The 26,075-nt window shown below is 57.2% G+C and carries 18 protein-coding genes and 4 pseudogenes; 8 read left to right on the top strand and 14 right to left on the bottom strand.

Annotated features, from left to right (window positions below):
* Positions 1–597 precede the first annotated feature (597 nt).
* Together HMPREF1267_RS13065 and HMPREF1267_RS13445 are read left to right on the top strand one after the other, a co-directional pair.
* Positions 598–1,798: pseudogene (locus tag HMPREF1267_RS13065) on the top strand (IS3 family transposase).
* A gap of 69 nt (positions 1,799–1,867) precedes the next feature.
* Positions 1,868–2,623: pseudogene (locus HMPREF1267_RS13445) on the top strand (ISL3 family transposase).
* Between the two features lie 83 nt (positions 2,624–2,706).
* Here HMPREF1267_RS13445 and HMPREF1267_RS11895 read toward each other — a convergent pair.
* The 3 genes from HMPREF1267_RS11895 to HMPREF1267_RS11885 all read right to left on the bottom strand — a co-directional run bounded on the left by HMPREF1267_RS11895 (position 2,707) and on the right by HMPREF1267_RS11885 (position 6,411).
* Positions 2,707–3,474, bottom strand: a complete 768-nt coding sequence (locus HMPREF1267_RS11895; RefSeq protein WP_023029439.1) for a glucosamine-6-phosphate deaminase — start codon at positions 3,472–3,474, stop codon at positions 2,707–2,709.
* 82 nt (positions 3,475–3,556) lie between these two features.
* A complete protein-coding gene (locus HMPREF1267_RS11890; RefSeq protein WP_005279770.1) occupies positions 3,557–4,861 on the bottom strand; it encodes an N-acetylglucosamine-6-phosphate deacetylase in 1,305 nt (434 codons plus the stop codon).
* Positions 4,862–4,902: 41 nt separating this feature from the next.
* Positions 4,903–6,411 (bottom strand): sodium:solute symporter, encoded by a 1,509-nt coding sequence (locus tag HMPREF1267_RS11885; RefSeq protein ID WP_005279771.1) that lies wholly within the window; start codon positions 6,409–6,411, stop codon positions 4,903–4,905.
* A gap of 430 nt (positions 6,412–6,841) precedes the next feature.
* Between HMPREF1267_RS11885 and HMPREF1267_RS11880 the strand changes: the two genes are divergently transcribed.
* The gene (locus HMPREF1267_RS11880; RefSeq protein WP_051141769.1) at positions 6,842–7,558 is read left to right on the top strand and encodes a FadR/GntR family transcriptional regulator; all 717 of its coding nucleotides are present in this window, start codon (positions 6,842–6,844) and stop codon (positions 7,556–7,558) included.
* Between the two features lie 19 nt (positions 7,559–7,577).
* Here HMPREF1267_RS11880 and HMPREF1267_RS11875 read toward each other — a convergent pair whose 3' ends face one another.
* The 4 genes from HMPREF1267_RS11875 to HMPREF1267_RS11860 form a co-directional block, all read right to left on the bottom strand.
* Positions 7,578–8,288, bottom strand: coding sequence for an N-acetylmannosamine-6-phosphate 2-epimerase (locus HMPREF1267_RS11875; RefSeq protein ID WP_005279774.1), 711 nt, complete (start codon positions 8,286–8,288; stop codon positions 7,578–7,580).
* A gap of 162 nt (positions 8,289–8,450) precedes the next feature.
* Positions 8,451–9,446: an ROK family protein gene (locus tag HMPREF1267_RS11870; protein WP_005279775.1), complete on the bottom strand. Its 996-nt coding sequence runs from the start codon at positions 9,444–9,446 to the stop codon at positions 8,451–8,453.
* A gap of 101 nt (positions 9,447–9,547) precedes the next feature.
* Positions 9,548–10,528 carry a dihydrodipicolinate synthase family protein gene (locus tag HMPREF1267_RS11865; RefSeq protein WP_023029437.1) on the bottom strand — a complete coding sequence of 327 codons (981 nt, stop codon included), beginning with the start codon at positions 10,526–10,528 and terminating at the stop codon, positions 9,548–9,550.
* A gap of 291 nt (positions 10,529–10,819) precedes the next feature.
* Positions 10,820–12,036, bottom strand: a protein-coding gene (locus HMPREF1267_RS11860; protein ID WP_156906131.1) for an IS3 family transposase whose coding sequence is annotated in 2 segments (ribosomal slippage) — positions 10,820–11,775 and positions 11,775–12,036 — 1,218 coding nt in all. Because the reading frame shifts where the segments join, the coding sequence is not laid out codon by codon here.
* Between the two features lie 309 nt (positions 12,037–12,345).
* Between HMPREF1267_RS11860 and HMPREF1267_RS11855 the strand changes: the two genes are divergently transcribed.
* The 5 genes from HMPREF1267_RS11855 to HMPREF1267_RS13215 all read left to right on the top strand — a co-directional run bounded on the left by HMPREF1267_RS11855 (position 12,346) and on the right by HMPREF1267_RS13215 (position 20,046).
* Positions 12,346–15,702: an exonuclease domain-containing protein gene (locus HMPREF1267_RS11855; protein WP_005279779.1), complete on the top strand. Its 3,357-nt coding sequence runs from the start codon at positions 12,346–12,348 to the stop codon at positions 15,700–15,702.
* Between the two features lie 142 nt (positions 15,703–15,844).
* Complete coding sequence (locus HMPREF1267_RS11850; RefSeq protein ID WP_023029435.1) at positions 15,845–17,116, top strand: Fic family protein; 1,272 nt, start codon at positions 15,845–15,847, stop codon at positions 17,114–17,116.
* Between the two features lie 166 nt (positions 17,117–17,282).
* A complete protein-coding gene (locus tag HMPREF1267_RS11845) occupies positions 17,283–18,122 on the top strand; it encodes a PTS sugar transporter subunit IIA (RefSeq protein ID WP_023029434.1) in 840 nt (279 codons plus the stop codon).
* Between the two features lie 9 nt (positions 18,123–18,131).
* Positions 18,132–19,706: a PTS ascorbate transporter subunit IIC gene (locus HMPREF1267_RS11840; RefSeq protein WP_023029433.1), complete on the top strand. Its 1,575-nt coding sequence runs from the start codon at positions 18,132–18,134 to the stop codon at positions 19,704–19,706.
* Positions 19,707–19,878: 172 nt separating this feature from the next.
* Complete coding sequence (locus HMPREF1267_RS13215) at positions 19,879–20,046, top strand: hypothetical protein (protein ID WP_198012007.1); 168 nt, start codon at positions 19,879–19,881, stop codon at positions 20,044–20,046.
* Here the strand turns inward: HMPREF1267_RS13215 and HMPREF1267_RS11835 are convergent.
* The 7 genes and pseudogenes from HMPREF1267_RS11835 to HMPREF1267_RS11810 form a co-directional block, all read right to left on the bottom strand.
* A complete protein-coding gene (locus HMPREF1267_RS11835) occupies positions 20,043–21,359 on the bottom strand; it encodes an amino acid permease (protein ID WP_023029432.1) in 1,317 nt (438 codons plus the stop codon). The two genes, HMPREF1267_RS13215 and HMPREF1267_RS11835, sit on opposite strands and share 4 nt — an antisense overlap.
* Positions 21,360–21,374: 15 nt before the next feature.
* Positions 21,375–22,661 (bottom strand): arginine deiminase, encoded by a 1,287-nt coding sequence (locus HMPREF1267_RS11830; RefSeq protein ID WP_005279790.1) that lies wholly within the window; start codon positions 22,659–22,661, stop codon positions 21,375–21,377.
* A gap of 613 nt (positions 22,662–23,274) precedes the next feature.
* Positions 23,275–23,406 (bottom strand): annotated as a pseudogene (locus tag HMPREF1267_RS13060) (arginine deiminase); the annotation flags it as partial.
* 59 nt (positions 23,407–23,465) lie between these two features.
* Positions 23,466–23,768 carry a hypothetical protein gene (locus tag HMPREF1267_RS11825; protein WP_023029431.1) on the bottom strand — a complete coding sequence of 101 codons (303 nt, stop codon included), beginning with the start codon at positions 23,766–23,768 and terminating at the stop codon, positions 23,466–23,468.
* 483 nt (positions 23,769–24,251) lie between these two features.
* A pseudogene (locus tag HMPREF1267_RS12880) lies at positions 24,252–24,491 on the bottom strand (integrase core domain-containing protein); the annotation flags it as partial.
* Positions 24,492–24,564: 73 nt separating this feature from the next.
* A complete protein-coding gene (locus tag HMPREF1267_RS11815) occupies positions 24,565–25,266 on the bottom strand; it encodes a CPBP family intramembrane glutamic endopeptidase (RefSeq protein WP_232215152.1) in 702 nt (233 codons plus the stop codon).
* Between the two features lie 46 nt (positions 25,267–25,312).
* On the bottom strand, positions 25,313–26,059 hold the full coding sequence (locus HMPREF1267_RS11810) for a class I SAM-dependent methyltransferase (protein WP_023018114.1): 747 nt from the start codon (positions 26,057–26,059) through the stop codon (positions 25,313–25,315).
* Between the last annotated feature and the right edge of the window lie 16 nt (positions 26,060–26,075).

The following is a 26,075-nucleotide window of genomic DNA, read 5'->3' as shown; positions in this document are numbered from 1 at the left end:
TACAACGGAAAAGACCTCGCCACCAAAGGAGCTGCAATCCTTAACTTGATGAGCGGAGTCCTCAACTTTGTGACCGCTACCGTGAAGTTCGTTAGCGCGATTCTTCATGTGGGTGTTTAGACCCGAGGGTCACAATGAGCTGGCACTCGTTGGGGCCCTTATTAGTCTACTACGACTTTTAAAAATCGAAGACGTGTCCACTTTCCGGGGTGGACCTGGTTCAGGCAATGGAAAATGCTCTAAAACTCTCTCACCGTATATGTTGCAGTGGCAATGTCGATTTTCCTATTGGCCGCTATTGCTGTCGAATTTTTAGAACCAGTGAAATGGAAAACGTATCGGGATAACGAGTTGAGCCGCATCGTGCTGTGTACACCGAATTCTTGGAATGTAGGGCGGTGAAGCGCTAGATTAAATCGTATTTTAGGGCCCGTCTAGCTTTGAGGTGTTATGTCCATGAGGTTTTTGGACTTGGAGTCCAGCTACTTTTTGGACTAGGAGTCTAGGGACTTTGTGGACGCGGAGGGACCTGACCCCTTTTTGGTGGACACCTGATATCCAGCCCATTCGGGCTGGCAAGATTGGTAATCTACCACCATGTCCAGGTACTCCGAACAGTTCAAACGCGATGCTGTGGCCCTCTATGAGAACAATGAGGACCTCTCGCTGAACGCAGCATCAGCCCAGCTCGGTATCAACCGTGCATCGGCTACATTCATGGGTCAAGAAGTACGGCACCGGAAAGCGTGCGCGCATAAAAGCTGTGCATGAGAAAGCCCAAACGGCGAATGAATCGTGAGACGCATCCGCCAGTTGGAAAAAGAGGTCTCTAAGCTGCGCGAAGAACGCGATATCCTGCGCAAGGCTGCGAAATATTTTGCTTAAAGCAGACTCACGGGAGTTCTGCTTCCAGTGTGTCTATGACCACCGAACCGAGTACTCGGCTCACACGGATGTGCCAGGTGTTAAAGCTGAATCGTTCCTCGTTTTATAAATGGGTCCACACCCGTGAACAGCGCAGGTTAAAGATGTATTCCGACGGTCTTATTGGTGCAAGAATCACAACCATCTTCGCTGATGAGCACGGGCTTTACGGTGCTAAACGCATCGCTGCAAACCTCAAGGAAGACCCGGCGTATACCCCGGCCAATCACAAGAAAGTCGCACGCATCATGAAAGCCATGGGACTTCAAAGGCTTTACCAAGCGGCGCCGATGTGTCACTACCAGGCGCAAGCCTGGCCACAGAGTCATGCCAGATCTAGTAGGCCGGAGATTCACCGCTGACAGGCCAAACCACGTCTATGTAGGCGACATCACCTACCTGCCGTGTAAGGGTGGCAAGAACATGTACCTTGCCACGGTCATCGACGTCTACTCTCGCAAACTTGTCGGTCATGCACTCGCGGATCACTTGCGGGTATCGCTGGTTATCGAGGCTTTGTCTCATGCCAGAAAGGTCCGCGGAAGCCTTAAAGGGGCAACTTTCCATTCTGATCATGGCAGTGTGTACACCTCACAGGCGTTTGGGGACCACTGCGCCCAGCTTGGTGTGCGTCAATCCATGGGAGCAGTGGGAACGAGTGCGGATAGAAGCCCTAGCAGAATCCTTTAACGCCACCTTAAAGCGTGAAGTACTGCGTGATAGGAAACTCTTTGAAAGTCCAATCAGCTGCCGCCAGGAAATCTTCCGGTGGTGCATGCGCTACAACACGCGCAGGCGGCACTCCTGGTGCAACCTTCTAGCCCCCGATGACTTCGAAGCGCTTAATTCAGCTAAACTGCCCCAAGCAGCATAACTAACCCCCGACGTGTCCACTTTCTGGGGGCCAGGCCCGCGCAACGGATACGTCACCATCATCGTCGATATGACCGACCACCACGACAAGGATGCAAACGTCATCCGCCCCGCCCGGCTTCTTAACGTTGTCCCAGCAACAAGCGCTAACGCGTTGCGAACATGGCTGAATAATCAAAGCGAGCAGTTCCGCGATCACGTCAAAATCATCAGCATGGACGGCTTCCAAGGCTATGCCACCGCCGCTGGCGAGGTCATTGCAAAAGCCACCCAAGTCATAGACCCGTTCCACGTTGTACGCCTTGCCGATGACAAGCTCACCACGTGTCATACCAGGATCCAGTGAGAAACAAAAGGCCGGCGTAACCGGAGCAAAGACCCGCTCTACCGCAATCGGAAAACGCTGTTGACCACCGAGCACCTACTCACCGACAAACAGCGCAGAAGGCTTGAGGAGCTGTTTGACTTCGACGACTACGCGCGGCTACAAGAGACCTGGAACTACTACCAACAAGTCATTAGCTGCTACAACAATCCCAGCAAGCAAGCAGCCAAGAAAGCCATGAGCATGCTCATTGACACGCTTGTTGGCATGAAAGACGCCGGGATCGCTGAGATCGAGCAGCTGGGCCAGACCATGAACAAGCGCCGCAAGGACGTCCTCGCCTACTTCGACTACAAAGTATCCAACGGGCCGGTCGAAGCCATCAACGCCCGCCTAGAATTCCTACGCGGCATCGCCCTCGGCTTCTGCAACCTCAACCACTACATCTTGCGATGCCTCATCCACGCCGTCAACATCCAACACAAAATCAATGCACTCTAAAACCCGAAGAGCCGGTTAATCCTGCACAGCACACCACCGGTAGCCATAAACCCTAACCTCACAGCCCCAAAAAATTCATAGCCCTAACTCACCAGGTGTTGGTGTTCTTCCACGAAACGGTAGTAGTCCTTATCCGATAGGGCAGCAGCCGCGGCCTCATCAAGCACAACCGTGGCCTGTGGGTGCAGTTGCAACACAGACGCCGGGCAAAATGCACTTAACGGCCCTTCCACCATTGCCTTCACGGCCTCCACCTTGGCTTCGCCAGTCGCCAATAATAAGAGGTGGGATGCTTTCTGTATCGTTCCCAAACCTTGAGTAATCACATGGTGAGGCACGTCCTGGGCTGAATCAAAAAAACGCGCATTATCCTGCACAGTCCTCGGGTGCAAGGTTTTCACACGAGTCACGGAGGTCAACGCAGAGGTTGGTTCGTTAAACCCCAGATGGCCATTAGCTCCTATGCCTAAGAGCTGAATGTCAATAGGTGCGGCGTCTATAAGCTCTTGATACTGCCTAGCCGCCTGGCACGGGTGAGTATGCGTGCCGTCCGGCGAGTGAACGGCAGTATCCGCAATATCAATATGTTCAGTGAACTCGCGGCGGATAGTGGCGTAGTAAGACTCCCTATGTTCCTTCGGCAAACCCACGTATTCATCCAGCAAAAAAGCATCTAACTGCGCAAATGTAAGATCACCGCGTTGGAATTTCCGGATAAGTTCCTGATACATCAATAAAGGCGTGGAGCCGGTGGCTAAACCTATCCGCGCGCCAGGGGTAATGTGCTGCGCGAAAATCTGCGCGGCGGTGGTTGCGACATCCTCGGGGCTGTGACGAATAAGAATCTTCATGATGGTCCTTTCTTATCTTTATGTTTCGCGGGGTTACCGCTGTGTTTATGTTCGCGGTGTGTAGTTTCGCGGTCGTTGTTTTTCATGCGCGGATAACCTCCGCAATCGTGCCGTCCGGGTTGAGACCCACCAACCGCGCTGGCTGGCCAACCTCCGGCGCCGGGCAATGCAATAGTGACCCCGGCCCAACACTGTTGTGCTCAGCCACCCCGCCGTGCTCCGCCGTTGTCGCCCCAGCGTGGCTCTGACCTGCTGCCTCCAGCACAGCCCGAGCATTCGCGGAGGTAAACCGCACAGCATCATGCACTCCATGACGCGCCCGAAAGGCATGAAATTGATCAAGCAGCGTGGATGTTCCCCCGGCAATCGCACCGGCGCTACCATCCTGTGTTGCCAATCGCGCCACCCCACCGCGCACCTGAACATCAAGCGCGCCGAGGATATATTCCCCATCCTCCAAACCTGCGGCCTCCATCGCATCCGTAATGGCCATCGCATTATTCGGCGCGGCAGCCCACACCATATCGACCATGTGGTGATCCAGATGGGTGCCGTCCGCCACCAGCTCCACGAATACCTCACCCGCACTGGCCGCAGTCACCAGCGCGGCCGCGGCACCAGGCCGGCGGTGATGCAGAGGTGGCATGGCATTGAACAGGTGTGTGGCGGTGACTGTCGCCCCAACCTCGCGGGCGTGATCAAGAATGCTCCGGGTGAGATGCGCGGAGGCATCCGTATGGCCCAGCGACGCAATAACATGATGGCGCGCGCACATGCTCACCAGCTCACGGGCATGTGGGGTTTCCGGGGCGAAGGTCATTGACACAATATGTCCGGCGCCCGCGTCCAGCAGTTCGGCGAAGAGCTTTGGGTCACCGTCGATGATCGCTGCGGGGTTCTGGGCGCCACAGCGGCAGGCGTTAACGAATGGCCCTTCCAGGTGGATACCGTCAATGGTTCGTTCCTGGCATAGCGTGGTGAGGATATCAAGCTGGGCAAGCAGATCATCGCGTGTGGCGGATACCGTGCTGGCTAGAAGCGTGGTGGTTCCGGCGGCGCGGTGGTAGGCTGCGGCGGCTCGACATTGTTGCAGTTCACCGGTGGGAAATGCCCCGCCATTACCGCCGTGGTTGTGAAGATCAACGAACCCCGGCACCCACGTGATCCGATCGGAGGCGGCGAGCGTGGTGACGGTGCCTTCACGGGGAGCGCCTGCGGTGGTGATAGACGCGGGGGTGGCGGGTGCGGTGGTGATGGGCGCAGCCTCGGAGACAGGCTCGATGCTCTCAATGACGCCATGGGAATCCAGCCGGATTTGGGCGTGATCACATGTAACGGATTCGGTGATAAACCGGCCTGTGAGAATGCGTGGTCCTGAGAATGTCATAACTATCGATGGTAGGTCACATCACCACGTGGTCATGGTGATTACTTCGCCAGTGCTGGGGCGCGGCGGATATACTCCTGATCTTTGCCGTAGATTGTTAATGCCGTGATGTCATGGGTATGCCTGCTGGTGAATATCAGGGATACAACATAACCGGCGACAAGAGTCACCACGAATGCCACGGTAGAGACCAGGAACGGACCTTGGCCCATCTTTCCTGCGAAAAATGCGGCAACAGCGCCTAAAGCCAAACCAATCAGCACGCCGTGGGAATTGGCCGTCTTGGTGAAAATACCTAGGGCAAAGACGGCTGTCAGCGGCACACCGAACAGGCCGGTGATGGACAAGAAGAGGTCCCATAGGTCCGATTGATTGGTCGCCACAAGATATAGAGCCACGCCCACGCCGAAAATTCCGGCGATGATAATCACAATGCGGGAGAACATCACAGAGGCTTGTTTATCCGAGAACCTATTGTAAATATCCACCACAACACAGGCAGAAATAGAGTTCAGTGATGAAGAAATCGTGGACTGCGCTGCCGCGAGAATAGCGGCAATGATCAGCCCAGCGATACCAGCTGGCAGTTCGGAAAGAATGAAATACGGCACCACGGCGGAAGTGTTCACGCCCTCGGGTAGACCACCCTTGGCCTCGTAGAAGTTATACAGTGCGGTTCCCATGCCGTAGAACAGTGGAATGGTCACGAGCGCGAGGATTCCGTTAACAATCAGGGATTTTTTGGTCGCCTGGATCGTTGGTGTAGTTTGGTAGCGCTGCACAACATCCTGCGAGGACGTGTACTGATGCAGACTATTCAGGATACTGCCGATGAAAATGAATGGAATGGAGGTAAAGATTGCATCAGTAGCGAAGTTCTGTGAGGAGTAGAACTTACCCTCGCTGGCGGCGTGTGACAAAGCGTCGGAGAAACCCTCCGGAGTCATCGACATTGCCGCAAGAATCACCACGGCGGCACCCGCAAGCAGCAAAATACCTTGGATAACATCGGACCAAATCACGCCCTCCATGCCACCCAAGAAGGTGTATATCACGCACAAGAAACCAACACAGGCAGCAACGATGAGGGGGTTCATGTCCGCCACAGAGGTGATCGCCAGCGTTGGCAGATACACGACGATAGCAATACGCCCCATATGGTAGAGAACGAATAGGAGGGAACCGATGACGCGCAAGGCGACAGAAAAGCGCTCCTCTAGGTATTCGTAGGCGGTGGTGACGTCCAACTTTCGGAAAAACGGTACATAGAAACCGATCAGCAGCGGGACGATGGCGAAAATGGCCAGGTTACCTGCCGAATATCCCCAGTCTGTCAAGTACGCCTTTTCTGGGGTGGACATAAAAGTAACAGCAGACAATGTGGTGGCGTAGATGGAAAAGCCTGCCGCCCAACCGGGTATGCGGCCGCCCGCTTTGAAAAACTCATCCTGTCCATGAACTGCCCGCTTGGCAAAATAAGCCCCCACGAGGAGCATGCCGAGGAGATAGAGGATCAACACGATCCAGTTGACAGTGCCAAATGATTGCATTGCAGCCCCCCTTTCATAATATGTGCCGCACGTCACAACCTGCGCAGCCCTTTATAATCAGCGCCGCGCCGTACGGCACAGCACACATCACAGAGCCATATATCGCAGCCGCGTATGTAGCCACGCCGTACACCAAAAAACATTGCGAAGTTTAGAATACATCAGACGTCTGATGTACAGAATGCCCTTAGAGGAAATCTTTTAAATACCCCCTGTTAAGGGGGGTTTAACGACCAGGTTCCACGAGCAGGCACCGGCGCGCACACTGGCACGCCCAGGCCGACACGCACGCTGACACGCACGTCTGCAGCACCAGCGGACCCGCCTACGGCGGCCACGTGAAACCATCAGGGTCATTGACATAAAATCACATAAACTCAACCGACCTGACTCCACAAACCCAGCGCAACAAACACAGAAAGGACACGCCGTGCACAGTTCACCGTGGGGAATCGATGGGGCACGAACACCCCTTTCCTCCACCACCCAACAAGCCGTCGAAGGTATCAAACGCTTCATCCGGGACAATTCCCTATCCCCAGGAGATACCATGCCCACCGAAGCTGAACTGTGCGCCGAACTGGGGTTTTCCCGATCTTCCGTGCGCGAGGCCATGCGTATCCTCGCCACCCTAGACATCGTAGAAGTACGCCACGGCACAGGAACCTTCGTATCCAATGCCTCATTAACCTCACTGGTACAAGGCTTAATCTTCCGGGCGACCCTAGACGCAGACGAAAACCTCGAAACCCTGCGCTACGTCGTAGAAACACGCCAAGCCATGGACCTGGCAATCGGCCGAGAAATCGCCAGGAAGCTGGACACCCCCACGCATGAACAACTACATGCACTAGTCACCGCCATGGGGGAAAAACAAGCCAACGCCGAAAACTTCGCGGACGAAGACCGGCGCTTTCACCACATCCTGCTATCCAACATCGATAACCCCATCATCCGCGAACTCTATGACGCACTCTGGCAAGTCCACATGAACGTCATCCCCCTACGGCAAATACCAGCGCCCCGAGACCTCATAAAAACCGTACAGGCACACCAGGACATCATCAATGCACTACGCGATAACAACCTCGACGCCTATAAAGCAGCTGTTTATCTGCACTATGAACCGATCTTAGAATCGCTGTGACACTGGAGACGCTGAACCTTTAGGAGTTGAACTGTCGAGTAATCCACGCCGGATCGGTAATGGCTGTGCCGATGATGATGGCGTCCGCCCCCGATGCTCGACCTGCCTGCACATCCTCACGGGAGGCAAACCGCCCCTCCCCGATGATAAACGCTTCCTGCCCACACCGCGCACGACCGTCAGCTAAACACTCCACATCCGGACCCGCGGTCTTCGCCCGAGACTCCGTATAGCCAGCCAACGTTGTGGAAATAATATCCGCACCACACTGATGAGCCCGAAGCATGTCCTCCGGCGTGGAACAATCAGCCATCGCTAATACATTCAGACGGTGGCATTCCTCCACAAGATCGGCATACGTCGACGAATCCGGACGCGGGCGATCGGTGGCGTCTGCACAAATCACCGCAGCACCCGCCGCCGCCAACTGGCGTACAGACTCCACCGTCGGGGTGATATACACGCCCTCGCCGCCTTCCTTCGTCAGGCCAAAAACCGGCACGTCCACGGCCTGCGCAATAGCCTCAACATCCTGGATTCCCCCGTAGCCACCACAACGAATCGCGCGGCTGCCGCCTGCCACACACGCACGAGCGACACGGGTCAACGTATGAGTATCACGCATCGGGTGGCCGTCCGGAGCCTGCACCGATACAGTCACCGTGCCGCGGATAAGATCAAGAACCTGGGCGCGGCGCCGATCGAGGTCATTGCTATCAAACTGGAACATCGTGGATGAAACCTTTCACATGGTGTTATCGAAACTGGGTAGAGGGTGAGCGCGGGGCGTGGCGGGGGCAGTGGACGCAGCGGGCGTAGCGGGCGGTGGCAGGACTGCTAGGGCGCGGGCGATGTGCAGCGGGGGTACGCGGGACGTGACGCAACGGGTGAGCTAAAAGGCGTGGTCGCGTGCGTATGCCGCCGCACCAACCAGCGGAGCTGTGGACGCTGACCCAGTAACCCGCACCGCAACCCCTTTATTCGGCGCCAACACATGATCGGCGATAGCGCGCGTGAACGGCTCCACCACAGGTTCGCCAATCTGGCTGACCCCACCACCAAGAATCACAGCATCAAGATCCAATCCGGACACCAACCCCGCTACTGCCCGCCCGAGACCATAAGAATTGCTCCGGATAATCCACGAAGCCAGCTCATCGCCCTGATTCATCCGCTCCACGACTTCTTCCAAGGTAATCGCCAGCTCATCGCGGCGTCGCCAGGAAATCCGGTGCGCCTGTAAAACGCCAGGCTGCGCCGGCTCAACGGTTGGGGTCTCTGCGCCAGGCTGCGCCGACTCAGCGGACAGTGCCTGGTAGTAACTAGCCAATGCATTACCGCTCATAAGGTTTTCCGCACGATCCGCACAACCCCGGCAGTCCACGCTCAGCAGCTCGGAAAACTCCCCCGCTGAACCAGTACGGCTGGGCAAAAGTGCGCCATCATCGCTGACCGCGCCCCCCACGCCAGTACCCAAAGATAAATACAACACCCGCCCGTACTGAAATTCCCGAGCCTGCCCCACAGCCAACTCACCATACGCCCATACGCGCACATCATTATGAACCGCGCAGGCAACACCAATAACCTCACGTGCCAGGTCACGAATATTTGTCCCCGACCAGCCCGTGATCGTATCGCCGTTATGTACCACCTGTCCTTGAGGGGCGAGCACAACACCCGGCGCGCCGATCCCTATGCGGGTGGGGTGAATACCAGAAGTATCCACGGCCTGAGCAATAGCTTTCTGTATCTGTTCGCCCGTCGTGGCTCCCCGCGGCTGGGCGGGGATTCTGCCCACACATCGCGCTGTCATAGGCGAGTCATCATCTACGAAACCCCAGGCAATTTTTGTTGCCCCAACGTCTAAAGCAAGTGTCACAGTCATAATATTTGGCTACATAAGGGATAGTTGGCTATACAAGTGTGAGTTCGATACTCACAAGGGTGGGTCAGCATCGGCGTACATTCAGATTCAATGGCCAGTGCTTATGGTTCAATGATCTTCGCCGCGTCAACAATGGTGGCAATTGCCGCACGCTCGTCACTATTCAGCGCAACGTGTGGACGGGACATCAAACCAGAAGGAAATACCCCAAGGTGATGCAGCGCCGCCTTGAAACTACCCAAGCCCTGGGAACTTCCGCCCATACGGGAGGCATCACCCACATCAACGATGGTAAATAACTCCGTGATCCTAGCTTGGACACGCGCTGCTTCCGCGAACTCGCCCTTCACCAGTAAATCGTGCAGTGTGACATAAGACACTGGGTCCACATTCCCCAACCCCGGAACCACGCCATCAGCACCGGCAAGATACGCGAAATCCACAGTGGTTTCGGAGCCAGTCAGCACCACAAAGTTTTCCACGCCTGCTTTATCGCGGGCAAGAATTAACGCACGAGTGTACCCATCATTACCCCCGGAATCCTTCACACCTGCAAGAACACCCTCGCTGGCTAGCTCAACTAATGACCCAATCTCTAGAACAGTATGAACACTCACCGGCAGGTTATAGGCGTACAGCGGGGTATCGGGCGCTGCGGCGTGGAGCTGTCGGAAATGCTCCGCAATTTCCACCGCGTGCGTACGGACGTAAAACGGGGCGGTGGCGACCAGACCGTCCACGCCGAGGGAGACGGCGTCCTTAATATGCTCAATGACCCGTGGGGTGGTCATATCAATCACACCCGCAATGACGGGTACGCGCCCTTGGGCTTGCTCGATGACGGCGGCGATGACCTCGCGGCGTTGCTCGCGGGTGAGGAATGCGACCTCGCCGGAGGAGCCAAGGACGAATAGTCCGTGGACGCCGGCTTTGATCAGGCGTTCAGCGTGGCGTTTAAGGGTACTGATGTCGATGGAGTAGTCATCATTCAGTGGCGTGAGTACGGGTGGGACCACACCCTTCACAGGCTGGGTAGCCGCGGAGCGCTGGGTAGTGGCTGGACTTTGTGTAGTGGCGGACATGGTCTTTACCTTCCGGTTAGATGCGAAATATCTGTACGAAATCCTTAGTCATAAGACATCATACGTCTGATTCGGTGACCGCGCAGCTGCCTAGCTTGTAGCCGAAAAATTAACAGCTGAAGCTACGAATACTCGCTGAGATAATAAACAGTAAACATCATTAAAACTCACCCATAAATCCGCTCTACTATCAGCACATCTACACAAGATAACTCGCCAATATTGACAACAAAGCAAAGAGGTGTTGGGGTTGCCCGCAAATCGTGGACACGTAGTGGAGCTACCTAGCGGTTAGGCAGCGATTTTTTCTTCGTTTCTGGTTTGGGTGATGTGATTTTCGAAATCGACGGGGCTGACCATCCCGAGTGCGGAGTGCCGGCGCCGACGGTTGTAGACTACTTCAATCCAGTAAGCCACAGCCTGACGCGCAGTATCGCGGGTTGCCCAGCGTTTCCGGTCGTAGAACTCGGTCTTAAGCGTCGACCAGAACGACTCGGCCATCGCATTATCGAAACACACTCCGGTACGTCCCACAGACTGAGCAACCCCTAGGCTGCGGCACACCTCCCAGAGCTTCTCACTGGTAAATTGCGTCCCCCGGTCAGCGTGAAACACCAGCCCGTCAGGAACGTCACCACGCAGCGTATGTGCCATCCGTAGGGCCTTTTCGACCAGGGAAGTATCTTGCACGCTATCCATAGCCCAGCCCAGTAACCTGCGGGAATGACCATCGCGGACCACGCACAAATACAACCAGCCTTCACCAGTGCGCAGATAAGTAATATCTGACATCCACACTCGGTTAAGCTCACCGGTATCAAACATGCGCCGGACCAAGTCAGGAAGCGTGGACTTACGCTTAGATTGAATCGTTGTCACCGGCACAAAAGCACGCGGTGAAATCCCTTCAATGCCCATCAGACGCATCCGCTTAGCCACAGTCTTGCGATTCACACTGATCTGGTAGCGCTCACCTAGCTCTGCGGTGATCCGCGGAGCACCATAGACCTCATCGGAGTCTTTCCAAATCTGATGAATCTTGCGATCAACATCATCGTAAAATGATGCACGATTATCTTCGCCGGATAGTCGTTGCTGCTGTATATGGGTCCATTTGTAGTATCCAGACCGAGATACCTTCAACAAGCGTGCCATGCGCTTGATGCTGTAGTTCGCCTTCTCTGGCTGCATTAATTCGAACTTTTCTGCTCGCGTTGCCTTGCGGCGAAGAAGGCTGTCGCTTTTGACAAAAACTCATTATCCATCTTGGCTTCTGCCAGCTCACGACGCAGACGAGCATTCTCAGCACGAAGATCAGCCTCGCTTAATCCATCGGAAGATCCTCGGCGTTGACGCTCATTTTTTACCCATCGGCCTAAAAGACCAGGTGCGACACCAATTTCTTTCGCTACATGAGCAATTGGGCGCTGCGATTCGATTACCAGGTTCGCGGCTTCGCGTCGATACTCAGGTGTGTATTTCTGGCGTTGTTGACTCACAATGAACATCCTCTCTTACGGACACAAGATCCGCACTAATCGGGTGTCCACTAAACGAGGGTAACCTCAGCCCCTGATGTCTTTGAAGCCGAGACTTCAGCTACATTGACCAAAGCAGCATAGCTAACCCCCGACGTGTCCACTGTCCGGGGGTCAGGCCCAGTTTCGACATGCAGTCTATTGTGCATGTTCTGATTGGAATTCAAGGTACTTCTGGGCCAGGCCGACAGACTCGAGACATGTCGACACATATGATGTGGTGTGCAGCGCAATTGAGTAGCCCAACGCATTGATCCAAAAAGCTAGAAGGAAGGCCCCATGGTTGCCTCTAAGCGATACGCCGTCGTTGACTTCGAGACCACAGGCTTTGGTTCGACTGATCGAGTCATCGAGATAGGTGTGGTTCTGTTGGACCACAACCGGGAGGTGGAGTCAACGTGGGAGACCTTGGTGCAGCCGCAGCGGGATATTCCGAACTCATTCGTTCACCGCATCACACCGACTGACGTTGTGGATGCGCCCCTTTTCGGCGAAGTCGCAGGGGAATTCTTCGAACTTCTCAACGGGCGCACGGTGGTCGCACACAATGCGCCTTTCGAAGTGCGGTTCTTGCAGAGGGAGTTTTCTAATTTAGGGGTGGCGTGGCCTAACTACGGGGCGTGGGTGGTTGATACCAAGCGGTTGTTCCAGCAGACGTATCCAGGCGAGGGCACAACCCTTGAGCACGCCTTGGAAGTTGTTGGGATTACAAATGCCCGTCCGCACTCGGCACTGGCAGATGCATTGGCGACTGCAGAGCTGTTTGCCCAGCTGGTTAGCCAAGGGACTGATGTGGTGATAAGCAGCAGAGCAATTACCCTCCCGCCGCATGAGTTTCCTGCCCGCGGCGCGCTTCTACCTCGCACCGCATTGGCAGAAGATTTGACACACAAGCGTGGTGAATGGCTGGCCCGCCTGGCAGATACTGCAGCACCTGAAGGCTCCGGAGACGCGGAGAAGTACAAGAAACTGCTCGCGGCAGCGTTGGTAGATAAGGAACTTTCCAAGTCTGAAATTGCCGAGCTGCAGAACCAAGCACAGCAGGAGGGTCTCACCAGCAATGACGTGATGAGCATTCATGAAGATTTTATTCGGCAGCTCGCCGTAGAGGTTTGGCTTGATGGTGAGGTGACAGAGGAAGAACGTGCCACGCTGCTGTTGCTCAACGAGCAGCTGGGGCTGCCTGCCGATACCGCCGAGGCACTCCTTGCGGCACCACAGCGAGGGGAAAGTGAACTGGGCATCAGCCTGTCTGTTGGGGATAGAGTGACGTTTACGGGGCAGTTCGATCTTCCCCGAGAAGAATGGGAACGTCGCGCAATGGCAGTAGGGCTAAGCGTCGGCGGCGTGACGAAGAAGTCCGTGCTACTCGTTGCAGCGAACCCTGACTCCATGAGTGGAAAAGCGCGCAAGGCCAGGGAGTATGGCGTCCCAATTATTGGTGAGACGACCTTTGCTCGTCTGTTGGGCAATATGTCTGGGGGCGGGCAACTCGTGGAGCAGGACCTGTCGGCGCAGCCTGCTGAACTTGATCTGACAGAAACCTACGGGATCTTCCCGTGGAGCACTGGCGTTTCTGGCACAAGTGTGCATACTGGCACAAAGGCATTGGCGGTGGAGTGGTGCGCCAAGCACCCAAGACAGAAACTTCTGGAGCTCTCACCCCAGTTGACACCGTTTAGTGAGATCGAGGTGCAAAGCTCTTACAAGAGCGGGTACACACAGTGGTTTGCGCGGTTCCCGCAACCGCTGGAGGCAACCGTGGAGGACTTGCGTGACCTACCAGGAGTAGGCGAACACAAGCTTGTGGCCATGGTGGAAGCTGTGGTTCTCGCAGCCAGTGACAGCGGAAATGCCGCGGTGATCGATAGCATTGGCGCAGCGGAGAACCCTTATGGTGACATCCCCTTTGGTGAGAATCCTTTTAGCGACGATGACTCCGCTGGGCGCGCTGCTGAGTTTTTGGGTCGAACGTCCGAAGAAATCCGCGCGTTGGACCAAGCCGCGTTGTACATCGGGTGGGCACAGCTAAATGGCGCGGTTGTAGAAGTTGCGTCGTTACCAAGTGCCGTCGCAGCTGAGGTACCCATAATTACTGAACACCTGGAGCAGCAATCCCCAGTGCGGACTTTGTTCCAACGCGCCGTGGATGAGCTCGTTCGAGCCACCGGCGGTGATGAACGCAAACGCGGAATCGCTTGCAGCCGGTGGCTTGGTGAGGCGACGTTGGATTCCATCGGTGCCGCGTTTGGTCTCACGCGCGAGAGGATCCGTCAGTTGGAGCGACAATTGGCGGAAGATTTTGAGAAGGATAGTGCGCTCTTTAAAGAAGTTGTGGCGGCTGTGGGTAAGCGTGCCCGTCCAATCTTGCCTGTGGATGAGCTCCGAAGGGAGCTTCCTGATCTCGTACGAAAGCCAGCCGAGTTTGACGCAACGTTCGGTGAAATCTTCACGCGCATTGGCAAGCAATGGGAAGTTGTTAACGGCTGGTTGGTGTTCAATGGCTTCACTCAGGCCTTGTCAGAGAGGCTAACAACGCTGGCGGATGACCACGGTATTGTTCGGATTGATGAACTCGCCGTGGGCCTAGAAGTTACGCCGGACCGGCTGGAGCAGTACATCGTGACCAACGATGAACTTAAGGTCGCAGTCTTGGACAACTACGTGCTGACAAAGGTCGGCAGCTACCAAGACCGTGCCGTGAGCGTGCTTGCTATAAACGGTGAGCCGATGACTGCAGAAGCGATCATGGATACCCTCGGGGGTGGCAGCTCACGGTCTGCTTCTAATCAATTCTCCATCGACCCTCGTCTGACAAAAGTCTCTGCCGATCAATGGGCGCTGACGGAGTGGGGTCACGAGGAATTCAAGAGTATTGCTAGCTGGATCTCTACGCGCCTGGCCGCTAGTACCCGTACTCATATGGTTGTCGATGCCGCAGGTTCCTCGCAGGAAGTCCCTGCGATTGCTTTGAATGAGCTGCTAGCGCAGGCAGAGCGATTGCGAATTTCAGAACTTTCGATCCGCCAATATGCGGCCAATGGAGATTTTGAGACTCGCGACGGCATGGTTATTGCGCGAGTGGATGAGTCTGGAAACGTCATGGAGGGCGATATCGCAGATGCCCGCGATGCCTATCTCCGTGACGGCGACTGGCACCTCTTGCTGACAGTTAACAAGGACCACCTGCGTGGCAGCGGCTTCGCAGTGCCCACGCCCATTGCTGCTTACTACGGAGTAAAAGTGGGCGAGAGCTGTGCGCTGAGTAGCCGGTTAGGTGAGGAGTTTGTTCGTGTCAATCGTCTCAAGCAAGTCTCGTTGTCAACGATAAAGCGGTTCCTCGACGAGCTCGGTGTCCACGAGGGCCAGCGGGTGTGGCTCAAGCTGGGCAAAGAAAAGACCTTTGATGTCTCGATCGCACCTGCTGTCCAGCATCATGAGGCTGGGTTGGCTCGCCTCTATGACTTCGTGGGACTTGACGGCACGCTGATGCAGCCGGGTGAATCGACGGAAGATTCGCTAGCTCGAGTTAACGAGATGCTGGGGCTGAGCCCGCAGGCGCCGCGCCGGCGAACTGTGGCGGTCTTCCGTCACCGCCACCAGGACGAGATCGCTGACCTCATTCAGGAGCTCTAGGGGATTTCATGGAGCAAGGGGACTGAAATAACGCAACCCCGTGCATTGCTTAAAATCAAAAAAGGGCGAATTTTTCATTTTAGACAAGTTTTTCGGGTAGCTTAATTGAAAAAATCGCGATTTTTAACGTTTAGGCGGTGTGATGCCTGTGGAAAAATACGAACCACTGAAAAAGGTGTTTTATCGTGCCACGAGTGGTGGCAGGGAGCTTGTTGCTGAGCAGCTCCGTGTGCGGCGTTCAAGTCCTGCTGCTTTTACCTGGCCCTATGAGGTGGGCAAGCACGGGCTTTTCTATGTTCACACCCGTGGTCTCGCAGAAAGGGTGGAGCGCGTCTGGCGCCAAGAGGTTCAGATTGCTGCGTTGTGGCAGAAACTTCCAGTGACGGCTAGGGAACACTATTTTCATGAGCTGGTGGTCGATGAAATAAAGGCGACCAACGATATTGAGAACATTTCCTCCACCCGCAAAGAAGTCGCCGCCGCGGTTGAGGCTGAACGCAGCATGGGAAAGGCGTCGGAAGGCGCGCCAGTGCGACGATTCCGGGAAATGGTGCGGCAGTACCTGGCCCTCCCCGGCGATTTTTGGGGGCGAGATGACCTTCCACCATTGGGTTTTCCCTCAAACCTGTCTGAGATTCGCTCGCTGTACGACTCCCTCGTCGGCGAAGAAGTAGACAAAGCCGATGTGCCCGATGGCGAGCTCTTCCGAACTGGCGATGTTTCGCTAAACGATGGAGTGCGTGAGCTTCATGCGGGCGCACGGGGAGAGTCCGCCATTCGGGCGCGCCTCGAGGTGATGCTCGATTCCGTTCACGAGGCTCGGGGAGTTCAGCTCTTCGCGGCCTTTGTGGAGCACTTCATGTTTGAACACACCCATCCGTTTTACGACGGCAACGGACGCATGGGGAGATTCCTCCTGAGCATTCGGCTATCACGGCTGCTTTCTACCCCGACAGCGTTGTCGCTCTCGGCAGAAATCTTTAGGCAGAAGAGGCGCTACTACGATGCCTTCACCACGGCAGAAGACCCCATGAACTATGGTGAGCTGACTTTCTTTGTCGAGGATATGGCTGCGATGGTCAATGCCGCCCAGACCCGTTTGTTGTCCTCCCTCGAGGAAAGAAGCGACCGACTGAATAGTCTGGAACAGAGCCTGCGTGCGCTAGAGAGCGAAGGAGCTGCAAGCGAGCTGGCATTATCAATCGCATTCTTGCTTGGACAGGTCGCGCTTTTTGGTCCACGTGCTGGCCTGAGCTTGGACGAGGTAGCCAGCGTTGTGGGAGTGTCCAAGCCGACCGCGCGTAAAGGGATTACCGAGCTCGAGAGCATGGGTTACGTCGAGTTCTTGTCGCGGCGCCCGCTCGTTACGGCACTTACCGCGCCGGGATTGACATGGCTCGGGTTAGCAGAGTGACCCACCCAGCGATCGGTGTGCACTAGCGGAAATCATCGCGGATAAGGTTAATCACGCGCAAAGATTCGGCAGGGACTAGGTAAACGTTTGCATACCTGGTAATTACTTTAGCTAGGGCTGGTCATATCTTTCGTGGCCGGCAAAGAATAAAGGTAGGAGGACACGTATGTCCATGCTGAATGCGTTGCTTGCAGAAGGTGCGGTTGACCTGCACGGCCGTGCGAGTGACTGGCGTAAGGCTATTGAGCTGGCGGGCGGTTTGCTCGTTGGGGCGGGCAAGACGAGCCCGGCATACACCGAGGCGATGGTGCGCTCGGTGGAAGAAAATGGTCCATACATTGTGGTGGCGCCGGGCTTTGCCTTTGCCCACGCGCGGCCGTCGGAGGCAGTGCGCGAAACGGCGTTGTCGTGGGTGCGCTTGGATACTCCGGTGGAGTTTGGCTCCAAGGCCAATGACCCGGTGAATCTTGTCGTAGCACTTGCGGCGAAGGATTCATCCGAGCACCTGAAGGCAATGAAAGAGCTGGCCGGGCTGCTGGGGAAGAAGGACGTGCGTGCGCGTCTGGATTCCATAGAAAGCGAAGCCCAGCTGCGCCAGGTGCTTGTGGATGTTGCGAACGGTGGGGCAGGGGCGGCGTCGGCAAGCGCGGCTCATGCAGCTGATCACAGTGACGTGCGAGATGGTGCCGAGCACCAGACCGCGGCTGATTCGGTGGCTTCAAAAGGCAAAATCTACACCGTGTGCGGCAATGGCCTGGGCACGTCGTTGTTCCTGAAGAACACGCTGGAGCAGGTCCTCGATGAATGGGGCTGGGGCAAGTACCTCACCGTCGAGGCAACAGACACGATTTCGGCCAAGGGGCGTGCGAAGGAAGCTGACTTCCTGCTGACTTCCGGGGAAATCGCTGCAACGCTTGGCGACGTCGGGGTGCCCGTCCACGTCATCGAAGACTTTACGAACGTGTCCGAAATCGATTCTGCTCTGCGCGAGCTTTACGACGTCTAAGGAGCACTCATGGATGTCCTGCTGAACATTGCCAACTTCTTGGTCAATGAAATTCTCTCCGTGCCGGCGTTCCTAATCGGCATCATTACCGCGGTGGGTCTCGCTGCGATGGGCCGTGGCGTGGGCCAGGTCCTCGGCGGCGCCATCAAGGCCACGCTCGGTTTCCTCCTGGTGGGCGCGGGTGCCGGCTTGGTTACCGCCTCCCTTGAGACGCTCGGCGCCATGATCACCGGCGCCACCGGCGCGCAGGGCGTGGTGCCTACCAACGAGGCTATCGTTGGCATTGCCCAGGACCAGTTCGGCTCCCAAGTGGCCTGGATTATGATCCTGGGCTTCGTGGTCTCGCTAATTTTGGCGCGTTTTACCCCGATGAGCTATGTATTCCTGACCGGCCACCACGTGTTGTTCATGGCAACGCTGCTGACCATGGTGCTCGCACCGGCTGGCTATGCCTCCTGGATCGTCGTCCTCTTCGGTGCCGTGCTGCTGGGCATCTTGATGGTCTCCCTGCCTGCCATTGCTCACCCGTGGACGCGCCGCATTACGGGCGATGATTCCATCGCCATCGGCCACTTTGGCACCGCCGGATACCTTGCTGCCGGTGCCGTGGGCAAGGCAGTTGGCGGCAAGGGCGAGAAGATGTCCAAGTCCACGGAGGAGCTCAAGCTGCCCGAAGGCCTGCGCTTCCTGCGTGACTCCATGGTGGCTACCGCACTGTCCATGGCTCTCATGTACATCGTGCTCGCCGTCATGTTCATGGTGCGCGCTGGTACCGAGGAGGCCTTCACTGCATTCGAAGGCGGTGCCACCAACGTGGGTAACTACCTCATGCAGTCCTTTACCCAAGGCCTCCAATTCGGCGTGGCCGTGGCCGTGATCCTCTTCGGCGTGCGCACCATCCTGGGTGAGCTCGTCCCAGCATTCCAGGGCATCGCCGCCAAGGTCGTCCCCGGTGCCATCCCGGCTCTGGACGCGCCTATCGTCTTCCCGTACGCACAAAACGCCGTGCTGGTGGGCTTCATCTTCTCCTTCATCGGTGGCCTCATCGGCCTCGCTGTTCTGGCCGCATGGCTCGGACCAACATTCGGCGTGGCGCTGATTCTGCCAGGCCTCGTGCCGCACTTCTTCACCGGCGGTGCGGCCGGCGTCTACGGCAACGCCACCGGTGGCCGCCGCGGCGCCATCTTTGGCGCCTTTGTCAACGGCCTCATCATCACCTTCCTGCCGGCCTTCCTCCTCGGTGTCCTCGGCTCCTTCGGCGATGCCAACACCACCTTCGGCGACGCCGACTTCGGCTGGTTCGGCCTGCTCCTGGGCTGGTCCTCCAAGGCCGGCGGAGCGCTGGGCCTCGTGCTCATCGCTGTTCTTGGCGTGGCTGTCTTGGCACTGGGCTGGTTCTCCCAGCGCAAACTCGTTGCCACCAATTGGGATCCCACCCCGTGGCGCGAGCAGCCGGGTGCTGCCACCCCGAAGGCTGAGGCATCTGGCGTTAAGCCGCTTGCTGCTGGCCAGACCGCAGCTTCGAAAAAGTACCCCAAGGTGCTTCCTCCAAAGGGTGCTCCGGTTCCGCCTTCTCGGGTCTAACCTCCACAGCGCGCAAGGTTCTCCTTGCGCGCTTTTTGCGCGCCCGTGCACGGGATAAATTGGAGGCCTAACTAGCCGATGTCCACACTGCTTAAGGAAGATAATGTCTACCGTTCCTTTTATTCTCGATACCGATACCGCCTAGGATGATTGCGTAGCAATCTTGGCGGGCTTGTTAGACAAGTGTGCGGATTTCCGTGCCATCACAATGGTGGTGGGCAACGTGGGCTTTGAGCAGCAGATAAAGAATGCGCACATGATCTCGAATTCGGCGGGCAAGCTGGGCGAGGTCATGGAAACCCAGACCACCCCAAACCGGCCGCTCCAGAAAGCGGACTAGAACAAGTCCCAGATGGTGACTGCCAGAATCACCGAACCAAAGAAGAATACGAAGTAGTTCCACGGGTCATGGCGGTAGGCCTTGTACTCCTTGACCCGGTGGAACATGTAGACCGGAAGCAGGAAGATAAGCACCGCATCGAAGACGCCACCAACCAAGTAGATGAGGTTGAGAATTGGCGGGTTGAACACCGAAACCAGCGTGCCGGTGACAAAGATGAACGTGTAGACGATGGTGAGCAGGCCGCGGCGGTTCAAACGGTTCGCAGTACGCGGCGCGATGAGGCGCACCATATAAGAGGTGCCCTCCTCAGCGCCGAGCATGGTGCCGAAGTAAGAGGTAATAATCGCGAAGATAACGACCATCGGGGCCAGCCAGGCAAGCAGCGGTACGCCGGTGACGTTAGCGAAGTAGGAGAGCACTGGCAGGTTCTGCTCAGTTGCTTCCTTCATGCCGTCGGCACCGAGGGCGAGCACGCAGGACCACACGAAGAACATCGTGAAGATGACCAGCAGTGCTGCGGTGTAGAGCTCAATGCGGGTAACGCGCTTTTCCGTCTGCTCGCCGTAGGTGGGCTGCATATCCACGGAGAATTGGGAGAGGCCGGCCATGTGCGAGAAGGAGAAAGCAAGCACCGGCAGAATCAGCACGGAGCCCAGCAGGATATACGGCCAGCTGCCATCCTGGTATTCCACTTCCATGAAGGAACGCAGATCCCACTGCGGAATTAGGTAAATCGAGGTCGCAGCCAGCGAGATGATGAGCGGATAAACCAGCGCTTGGGCCAGCCATAGCATGGGTTTGCGGCCGATGGCGACGATGCCGGTTAGAATTCCCACGCATAGGACCGAAAGAACCCAACGGTTAATGGATGGGCCGTGCAGCTGATTAACGATGAAACTGTCGATGGCGTTGGTCAAAGAGATGGCATAGATGAACACCGTGGGGATATTCGCCAGCGAGTACATCAATGCCACGAAGAGGCCGGTGTGCCGCCCCAAGTACTTGCGTACTAGCTCGAGGACGTCGAGTCCGTGGTCTTCGACGGGAGCGCCCGAGACGATGCGCGCGTAGGTGCGGTGGGAGAAGTAAACCACCGGGAAGATGATCGCCGTGGCAAAGGCCAGTGGCCAGAAGCCAAAGGTGCCCGCCTGTAGCGGAAGGAAGAGGATACCTGCGCCTATTGCGGTGCCGAAGAGCGCGAGCACCCAGCCCAGCGCGGTACCTTCGGTCTTCTTGCCCTCGCGGCCTACTGGGGAGGCAGTAGATGCGGTCTCGTCCGCGGCGGGCGCGGCAGCGTCATATGTTGTCATCGGCTAGTGTTCCCCTTAGTAGTCCACTGCATCGCGCACGATGGGGCAGGTCATGCAGTGTCCGCCACCGCGACCACGGCCCAGTTCGGCGGAACCGATCTCGATGACTTCGACGCCGGCGTCGCGAAGCTTGGCATTGGTGTGTTTGTTGCGATCGTAAGCCACGACCACACCGGGCTCCAAGGCAACCACGTTGTTGGCGTCATCCCACTGCTCACGCGCGGCGGCATAAGAATTGCCGCCAGTTTCGACGATGTGGAGCTTATCCAGGCCGAGCGCTTCTTCGACCACCGTGGCGAAGTGCTTGTCCGGGCTTTCCAGTTCCAGCTTCGTGTGATCCTCCGAGGGGTGCAGAATCAGCGGACGGATGGTATCCACCACGCGCGGATACGCGGTGGCTTTGTCCGCGTCGAGGAAGGTGAATACGGTATCCAGGTGCATCGAGGCGCGCTCCGGAGCCATTGCCGCGATGATGACTTTCTCAGCCGCACCGGCCTTGAACAGGTTGCTAGCCAAGCGGCTAACGCCCTGCCAGGTGGTGCGCTCGCCCATGCCTACCAAGACTGCGCCATTGCCCACCGGCATGATGTCGCCGCCCTCGAGGGCGGCAAGGCCTGGGTCCTCGTCGGTGTCGCCGTACCAAAACTCAAAGGATGCGTTGACAAAGCGCGGATGGTAGCGGTAGATAGCGCGCGTGAGCATCGTCTCCTGGTGGCGGGCAGGAAGACGCATCGGGTTAAGGGAGACGCCGCCATAAATCCAGGCGGAGTTGTCGCGGGAGAACTGGCTATTGGGCAGGGGCCGCAGCGCGAACTCATCGGGCGCGTACACGTTGCGCATGGTGTCGATGACGCCGTGGCCGAGGCCTCTGGGGATTTCGTTGAAAGGCACGCCGCCGATGAGAAGTTGGGCCAGAGTCTTGTTGTCCAGCTCGCTAAACCACTCGCGCAATTCGCTGCCCACGCCCACGCCGACGTTCTTATCCAATAGCTTGTTGCCGAGGATGAACTCGCGGCCTTCCTTGGTCGCCAGCGTTTCTTCCAGCAGAATTCGCATGTGTAGCACCTCGACGCCGCGCTCTTCCATGCGGGCTACGAACTCATCGTGGTGGCGCTGTGCTTCCTCGACCCACAGGACGTCGTCGAAAAGCAGCTCCTTGCAGTTGTTCGGAGTGAGCCTCTCGTGTGCCAAGCCGGGACGGCAGACCATTACCTGGCGGAGCTTGCCCACCTCGGACCAAGCGCCGAGTTGCTGGCCGCCCTTGTCTCCGTTGCCGGAGGTGGTTTCAACAGAGTCCATCATGTAAATCTGTGCCTTCCTTTTTAGGTATTTGGCGCTGGAGACAACAGTAACTAAAGGCTTATGAGTTATGGGTCACATGTCGAAATGAATAGTAATGTGAATCATACATATCATTCATGCTGCTGGTAGTGAATAAGATTTGCATAATTTGCAAAAGATTCAGGAATTTCGCGTCGCACCCGTCTGGGGGTAGGACTCGTCACAGGAGGCGGGGAAAAGGGCGACGACGATAATCGTCGTGATGACGACTGCGCAGAAACCAACACCCACGGCCAAAACTTGATGAAGATGCTGATACCTACCAAGGCGCACAGCACGGCTAACAGGTAGGCGGTACCGCGCCCGCAGGGTATGTCGATTAGAAAGATCGGGGCTCAAGTTGGTTGTGCTAAGAAGACAAAGTCCTACGGAATCCCAATCGTTGTGGAAGCGGTTGCTCGCGAGGTCATTCGTTTCGCGGACTAGGTTGCTTCACTGAGCGTTGGCTCGTTGCGAGGGAAGCAAGTCGAACTCGTCGATGGTCTGCAGTGCCTCATTGGCGGTGTCGGCGTCGGTGATTTCCAATAACTAGCGTCTCTTCGAGGATGGCGCGCATGTTAAGAACCTCGACTCACAGCACGTCGTCGAAAAGCAGTTCCTTGCAATTGGCTGGGGTGAGGCGCTCGTGGGCCAAGCCGGGGCGGCAGACCATAACTTGATGTAGCTTGCCCACTTCGGACCATGCGCCCAGACGTGGAGTTGGCAAGACCACCAATGCTTGTTAGATGTGGCCTAAACGCCAACTATTTGCAGCCCCGGAGGCCCTTAGTCGCGGAAAGCTCCTAGTGCGAATAGAACGAAGACGACAGAGACGATGCCGATGGCCAGCGGCCACATCTGGATCGCGAGTGCGCCGATGAGCAGCATGGCAACAAGCGTGCCGAGGAACGCCAGATCGAAGCTGTCGAGGAGCGTAGCCTGCTGTGCAGCCTTTTCTGCCTCGCGGGCCTTGGCGGCCATGATTGCGGCTTGCTCGCGACGATGACGGATATCGGCCAGGGCCGCAGCGCGGGCGTGCTTCTTTTCGGCTTCGGTGGCGGTGTCAGGCAGGAGATAGGCAGTAGGCACGGGCTTGGTCCTTTCTGGCGGAGGAAGGAGCTTTGGGCTCCGGAGAGAAATCAATGTCTAGAAAGGAGTGTGGCCTAGCGGTGGGGTGAGGTGACGGAAAGCGGGGAGTGTTCCCTCGCGCCTGGGTGATACCAATTGGCTGGGGTCGAGAGGCGCAAAAACAACTTCAGCGCCCGGGCCTCACATGGGGCCGCAGGGCGCTGAAGTTGTCTCTATCTCTCTCATGCGCTCTCTCAAAGGCATGAGGCTATTATGCGGCTTCGTACTGGCATATCGATTAACGAAACCTTGAGTCTTCCTGGCAGTTACTCGTCCAGCTCCAATTCGGGGTCCTCGGCCTGTGCGGCCTCGAGGACCTCTTTTGCTGCGCCGAGGTTGATGACGGCAACGACGAGGCCCACCACGATGTCTGGCCAGGGGCTAAACCACCGGGCCTGACCCCCGGACAGTGGACACGTCGGGGGGTTAGCTATGCTGCTTTGGTCAGTGTAGCTGAGTAGCTGAAGTCTCGGCTTCAAAGACATCAGGGGCTACAAGATTGCACCATGAGTGCCGTCGGCGTGTGTTGTAGCGCATGCACCATCGAAAGACTTCCTGCCGGCAGGTGATCGGATTGTCAAAGACTTTCCGCTCTCGCAGTACTTCCCGCTTGAGCGTGGCGTTAAAGGATTCTGCTAGGGCGTTATCTGCGCTCGTTCCTACTGCTCCCATGGACTGGCGCACAGAAGCGTTCTGGGCGTGTTTTCCACCTAGGCTACTGAACTAGCGCTTCCTTTTTCCGCTGCGCAGGGACTGCTTAGCCCGATAGTCCCGCTAGGGCCGTGATTGCCACGACCGTGTTATTTGCAATGTGAATGCACAGGGGAGCGGTAAGTGTCTTGAACCAGAGGCGCGCTAGCACTAAGAAGGTGCCAAAGAATGCGATGTAGAGCATTACTGCGGGGATGCCGTGTGCGAGGGCGAAGACGGCGATGGTGATAAGCGCTGCCGCCCAGGTGGGCATGGAATTTTGCAGCCAATCCAATAGGACGCGGCGAAAGGCCACCTCTTCTACGAGGGGAATGACAAGCGCGGTGCTGAGTACCACCATGATGGTGGCGGCGGGGCTGATCTTTAGGCCGGCGGAAAGGTTATTGCCGGCTGGTTCGCTGCCCAGGAGTGCATTGACGGCGCCCGTGGCCGCACCAGAGCTCAGGATGGCGAGGGGAATCCACCACAGCAGGTGCCATAAGGAATGCTCGGATTTCACAAACCCGGCATCGCGCCACGACCAGCCCAAGCGGCGGGAAAATCCGTACCAGACCGTTCCCAAGCCGAAGAAGGCGCCGCCGATGGCGATGCCAAAGGCGACCCAGGAACCGCTCTTTGTAATGAGGCCACAGGCGATGCCAATGAGTGCCGCACCGGCAAATGTGGCGACGACGCTGGCTACGGCCCACCCCAGGTGAGCTGCGCGAACGGCGGGAGAGAGCTGTGAGCGCTGTAGTTGGTCCGGCATGCTGGGCAGCATAGCAGGTCAACCTCGGCGCGAGCTGTGGCGTGGCTTAGTCGGGCTGCAGTACCAGCGTCAGGTTGGACACGGCGAATTCGCGCAGACCAGGAACCTTGGTCAGCCACCACGCCCAGCTGGGGTGGTAGCGCGGAAAGGCGAGCTTTAGCGCGCCGGTGGACTCGGCCCAGGTAAGGCCGGTGGAGCAGGGGACATTAAATAGCGAGGTGCCAAAGACATTCTTGGGCGGGTGCCCGTGGCGGCGGGTATAGCGGTCGCGGGCGAAGGCGCCGCCTATGTAGTGCTCCCATAACCCGGTTTCGTGGCCGCCGAAGGGGCCCAGCCAGACGGTATAGCTCATGATGCACAGGCCGCCGGGGCGGGTAACGCGCAGCATTTCTTTGCCCATATCCCACGGGCGGGGGATGTGTTCGGCGACATTAGAGGAATAGACCACATCGAAGGAATCGTCCGCGAAGGGCAGGCGCGTGCCATCGCCGCGCACGGAATTGCTGAGGCGGATATTGGCCGCGGACATTTCCCCCGCATCGGGCTCAAGGCCAACGTAGGACGCACCGCGGTCCGCGAAGGCGGCGGCAAAATAGCCGGGGCCGCCGCCTACGTCGAGCACGAGGGAATCGGCAAGCGGCACGCCCAAATCGCGGCCCAAGTTCTCCACCAGCGTGGCCGTATCTTCTGCTAGGCCGCCGTAGAAAATATCGGGGCGGGTTTGCTCGAAGCGGAACGAGCGCAGCAGCGCCCAGGAGCGGGAGAGCGTGGCCATGTCGCGGGTGTGTTTCATAAACCACTAGGCTAAT

The sequence above is a fragment of the Corynebacterium sp. KPL1824 genome (assembly GCF_000478095.1).
GTDB classification, from domain to species: domain Bacteria; phylum Actinomycetota; class Actinomycetes; order Mycobacteriales; family Mycobacteriaceae; genus Corynebacterium; species Corynebacterium accolens.
Note: the sequence above shows the minus strand (reverse complement) of the source record. Positions and strands in the feature narration are given on the sequence as shown.

Excerpts from the sequence above, each read along its gene's own strand:
- HMPREF1267_RS11895 (WP_023029439.1), bottom strand. The coding sequence starts at position 3,474 with ATGAAGATTCTTATTCGTCACAGCCCCGAGGATGTCGCAACCACCGCC.
- HMPREF1267_RS11890 (WP_005279770.1), bottom strand. The coding sequence starts at position 4,861 with ATGACATTCTCAGGACCACGCATTCTCACAGGCCGGTTTATCACCGAA.
- HMPREF1267_RS11885 (WP_005279771.1), bottom strand. The coding sequence starts at position 6,411 with ATGCAATCATTTGGCACTGTCAACTGGATCGTGTTGATCCTCTATCTC.
- HMPREF1267_RS11875 (WP_005279774.1), bottom strand. The coding sequence starts at position 8,288 with ATGTTCCAGTTTGATAGCAATGACCTCGATCGGCGCCGCGCCCAGGTT.
- HMPREF1267_RS11870 (WP_005279775.1), bottom strand. The coding sequence starts at position 9,446 with ATGACTGTGACACTTGCTTTAGACGTTGGGGCAACAAAAATTGCCTGG.
- HMPREF1267_RS11865 (WP_023029437.1), bottom strand. The coding sequence starts at position 10,528 with ATGTCCGCCACTACACAAAGTCCAGCCACTACCCAGCGCTCCGCGGCT.
- HMPREF1267_RS11855 (WP_005279779.1), top strand. The coding sequence starts at position 12,346 with ATGGTTGCCTCTAAGCGATACGCCGTCGTTGACTTCGAGACCACAGGC.
- HMPREF1267_RS11850 (WP_023029435.1), top strand. The coding sequence starts at position 15,845 with ATGCCTGTGGAAAAATACGAACCACTGAAAAAGGTGTTTTATCGTGCC.
- HMPREF1267_RS11845 (WP_023029434.1), top strand. The coding sequence starts at position 17,283 with ATGTCCATGCTGAATGCGTTGCTTGCAGAAGGTGCGGTTGACCTGCAC.
- HMPREF1267_RS11840 (WP_023029433.1), top strand. The coding sequence starts at position 18,132 with ATGGATGTCCTGCTGAACATTGCCAACTTCTTGGTCAATGAAATTCTC.
- HMPREF1267_RS11835 (WP_023029432.1), bottom strand. The coding sequence starts at position 21,359 with ATGACAACATATGACGCTGCCGCGCCCGCCGCGGACGAGACCGCATCT.
- HMPREF1267_RS11830 (WP_005279790.1), bottom strand. The coding sequence starts at position 22,661 with ATGATGGACTCTGTTGAAACCACCTCCGGCAACGGAGACAAGGGCGGC.
- HMPREF1267_RS11815 (WP_232215152.1), bottom strand. The coding sequence starts at position 25,266 with ATGCCGGACCAACTACAGCGCTCACAGCTCTCTCCCGCCGTTCGCGCA.
- HMPREF1267_RS11810 (WP_023018114.1), bottom strand. The coding sequence starts at position 26,059 with ATGAAACACACCCGCGACATGGCCACGCTCTCCCGCTCCTGGGCGCTG.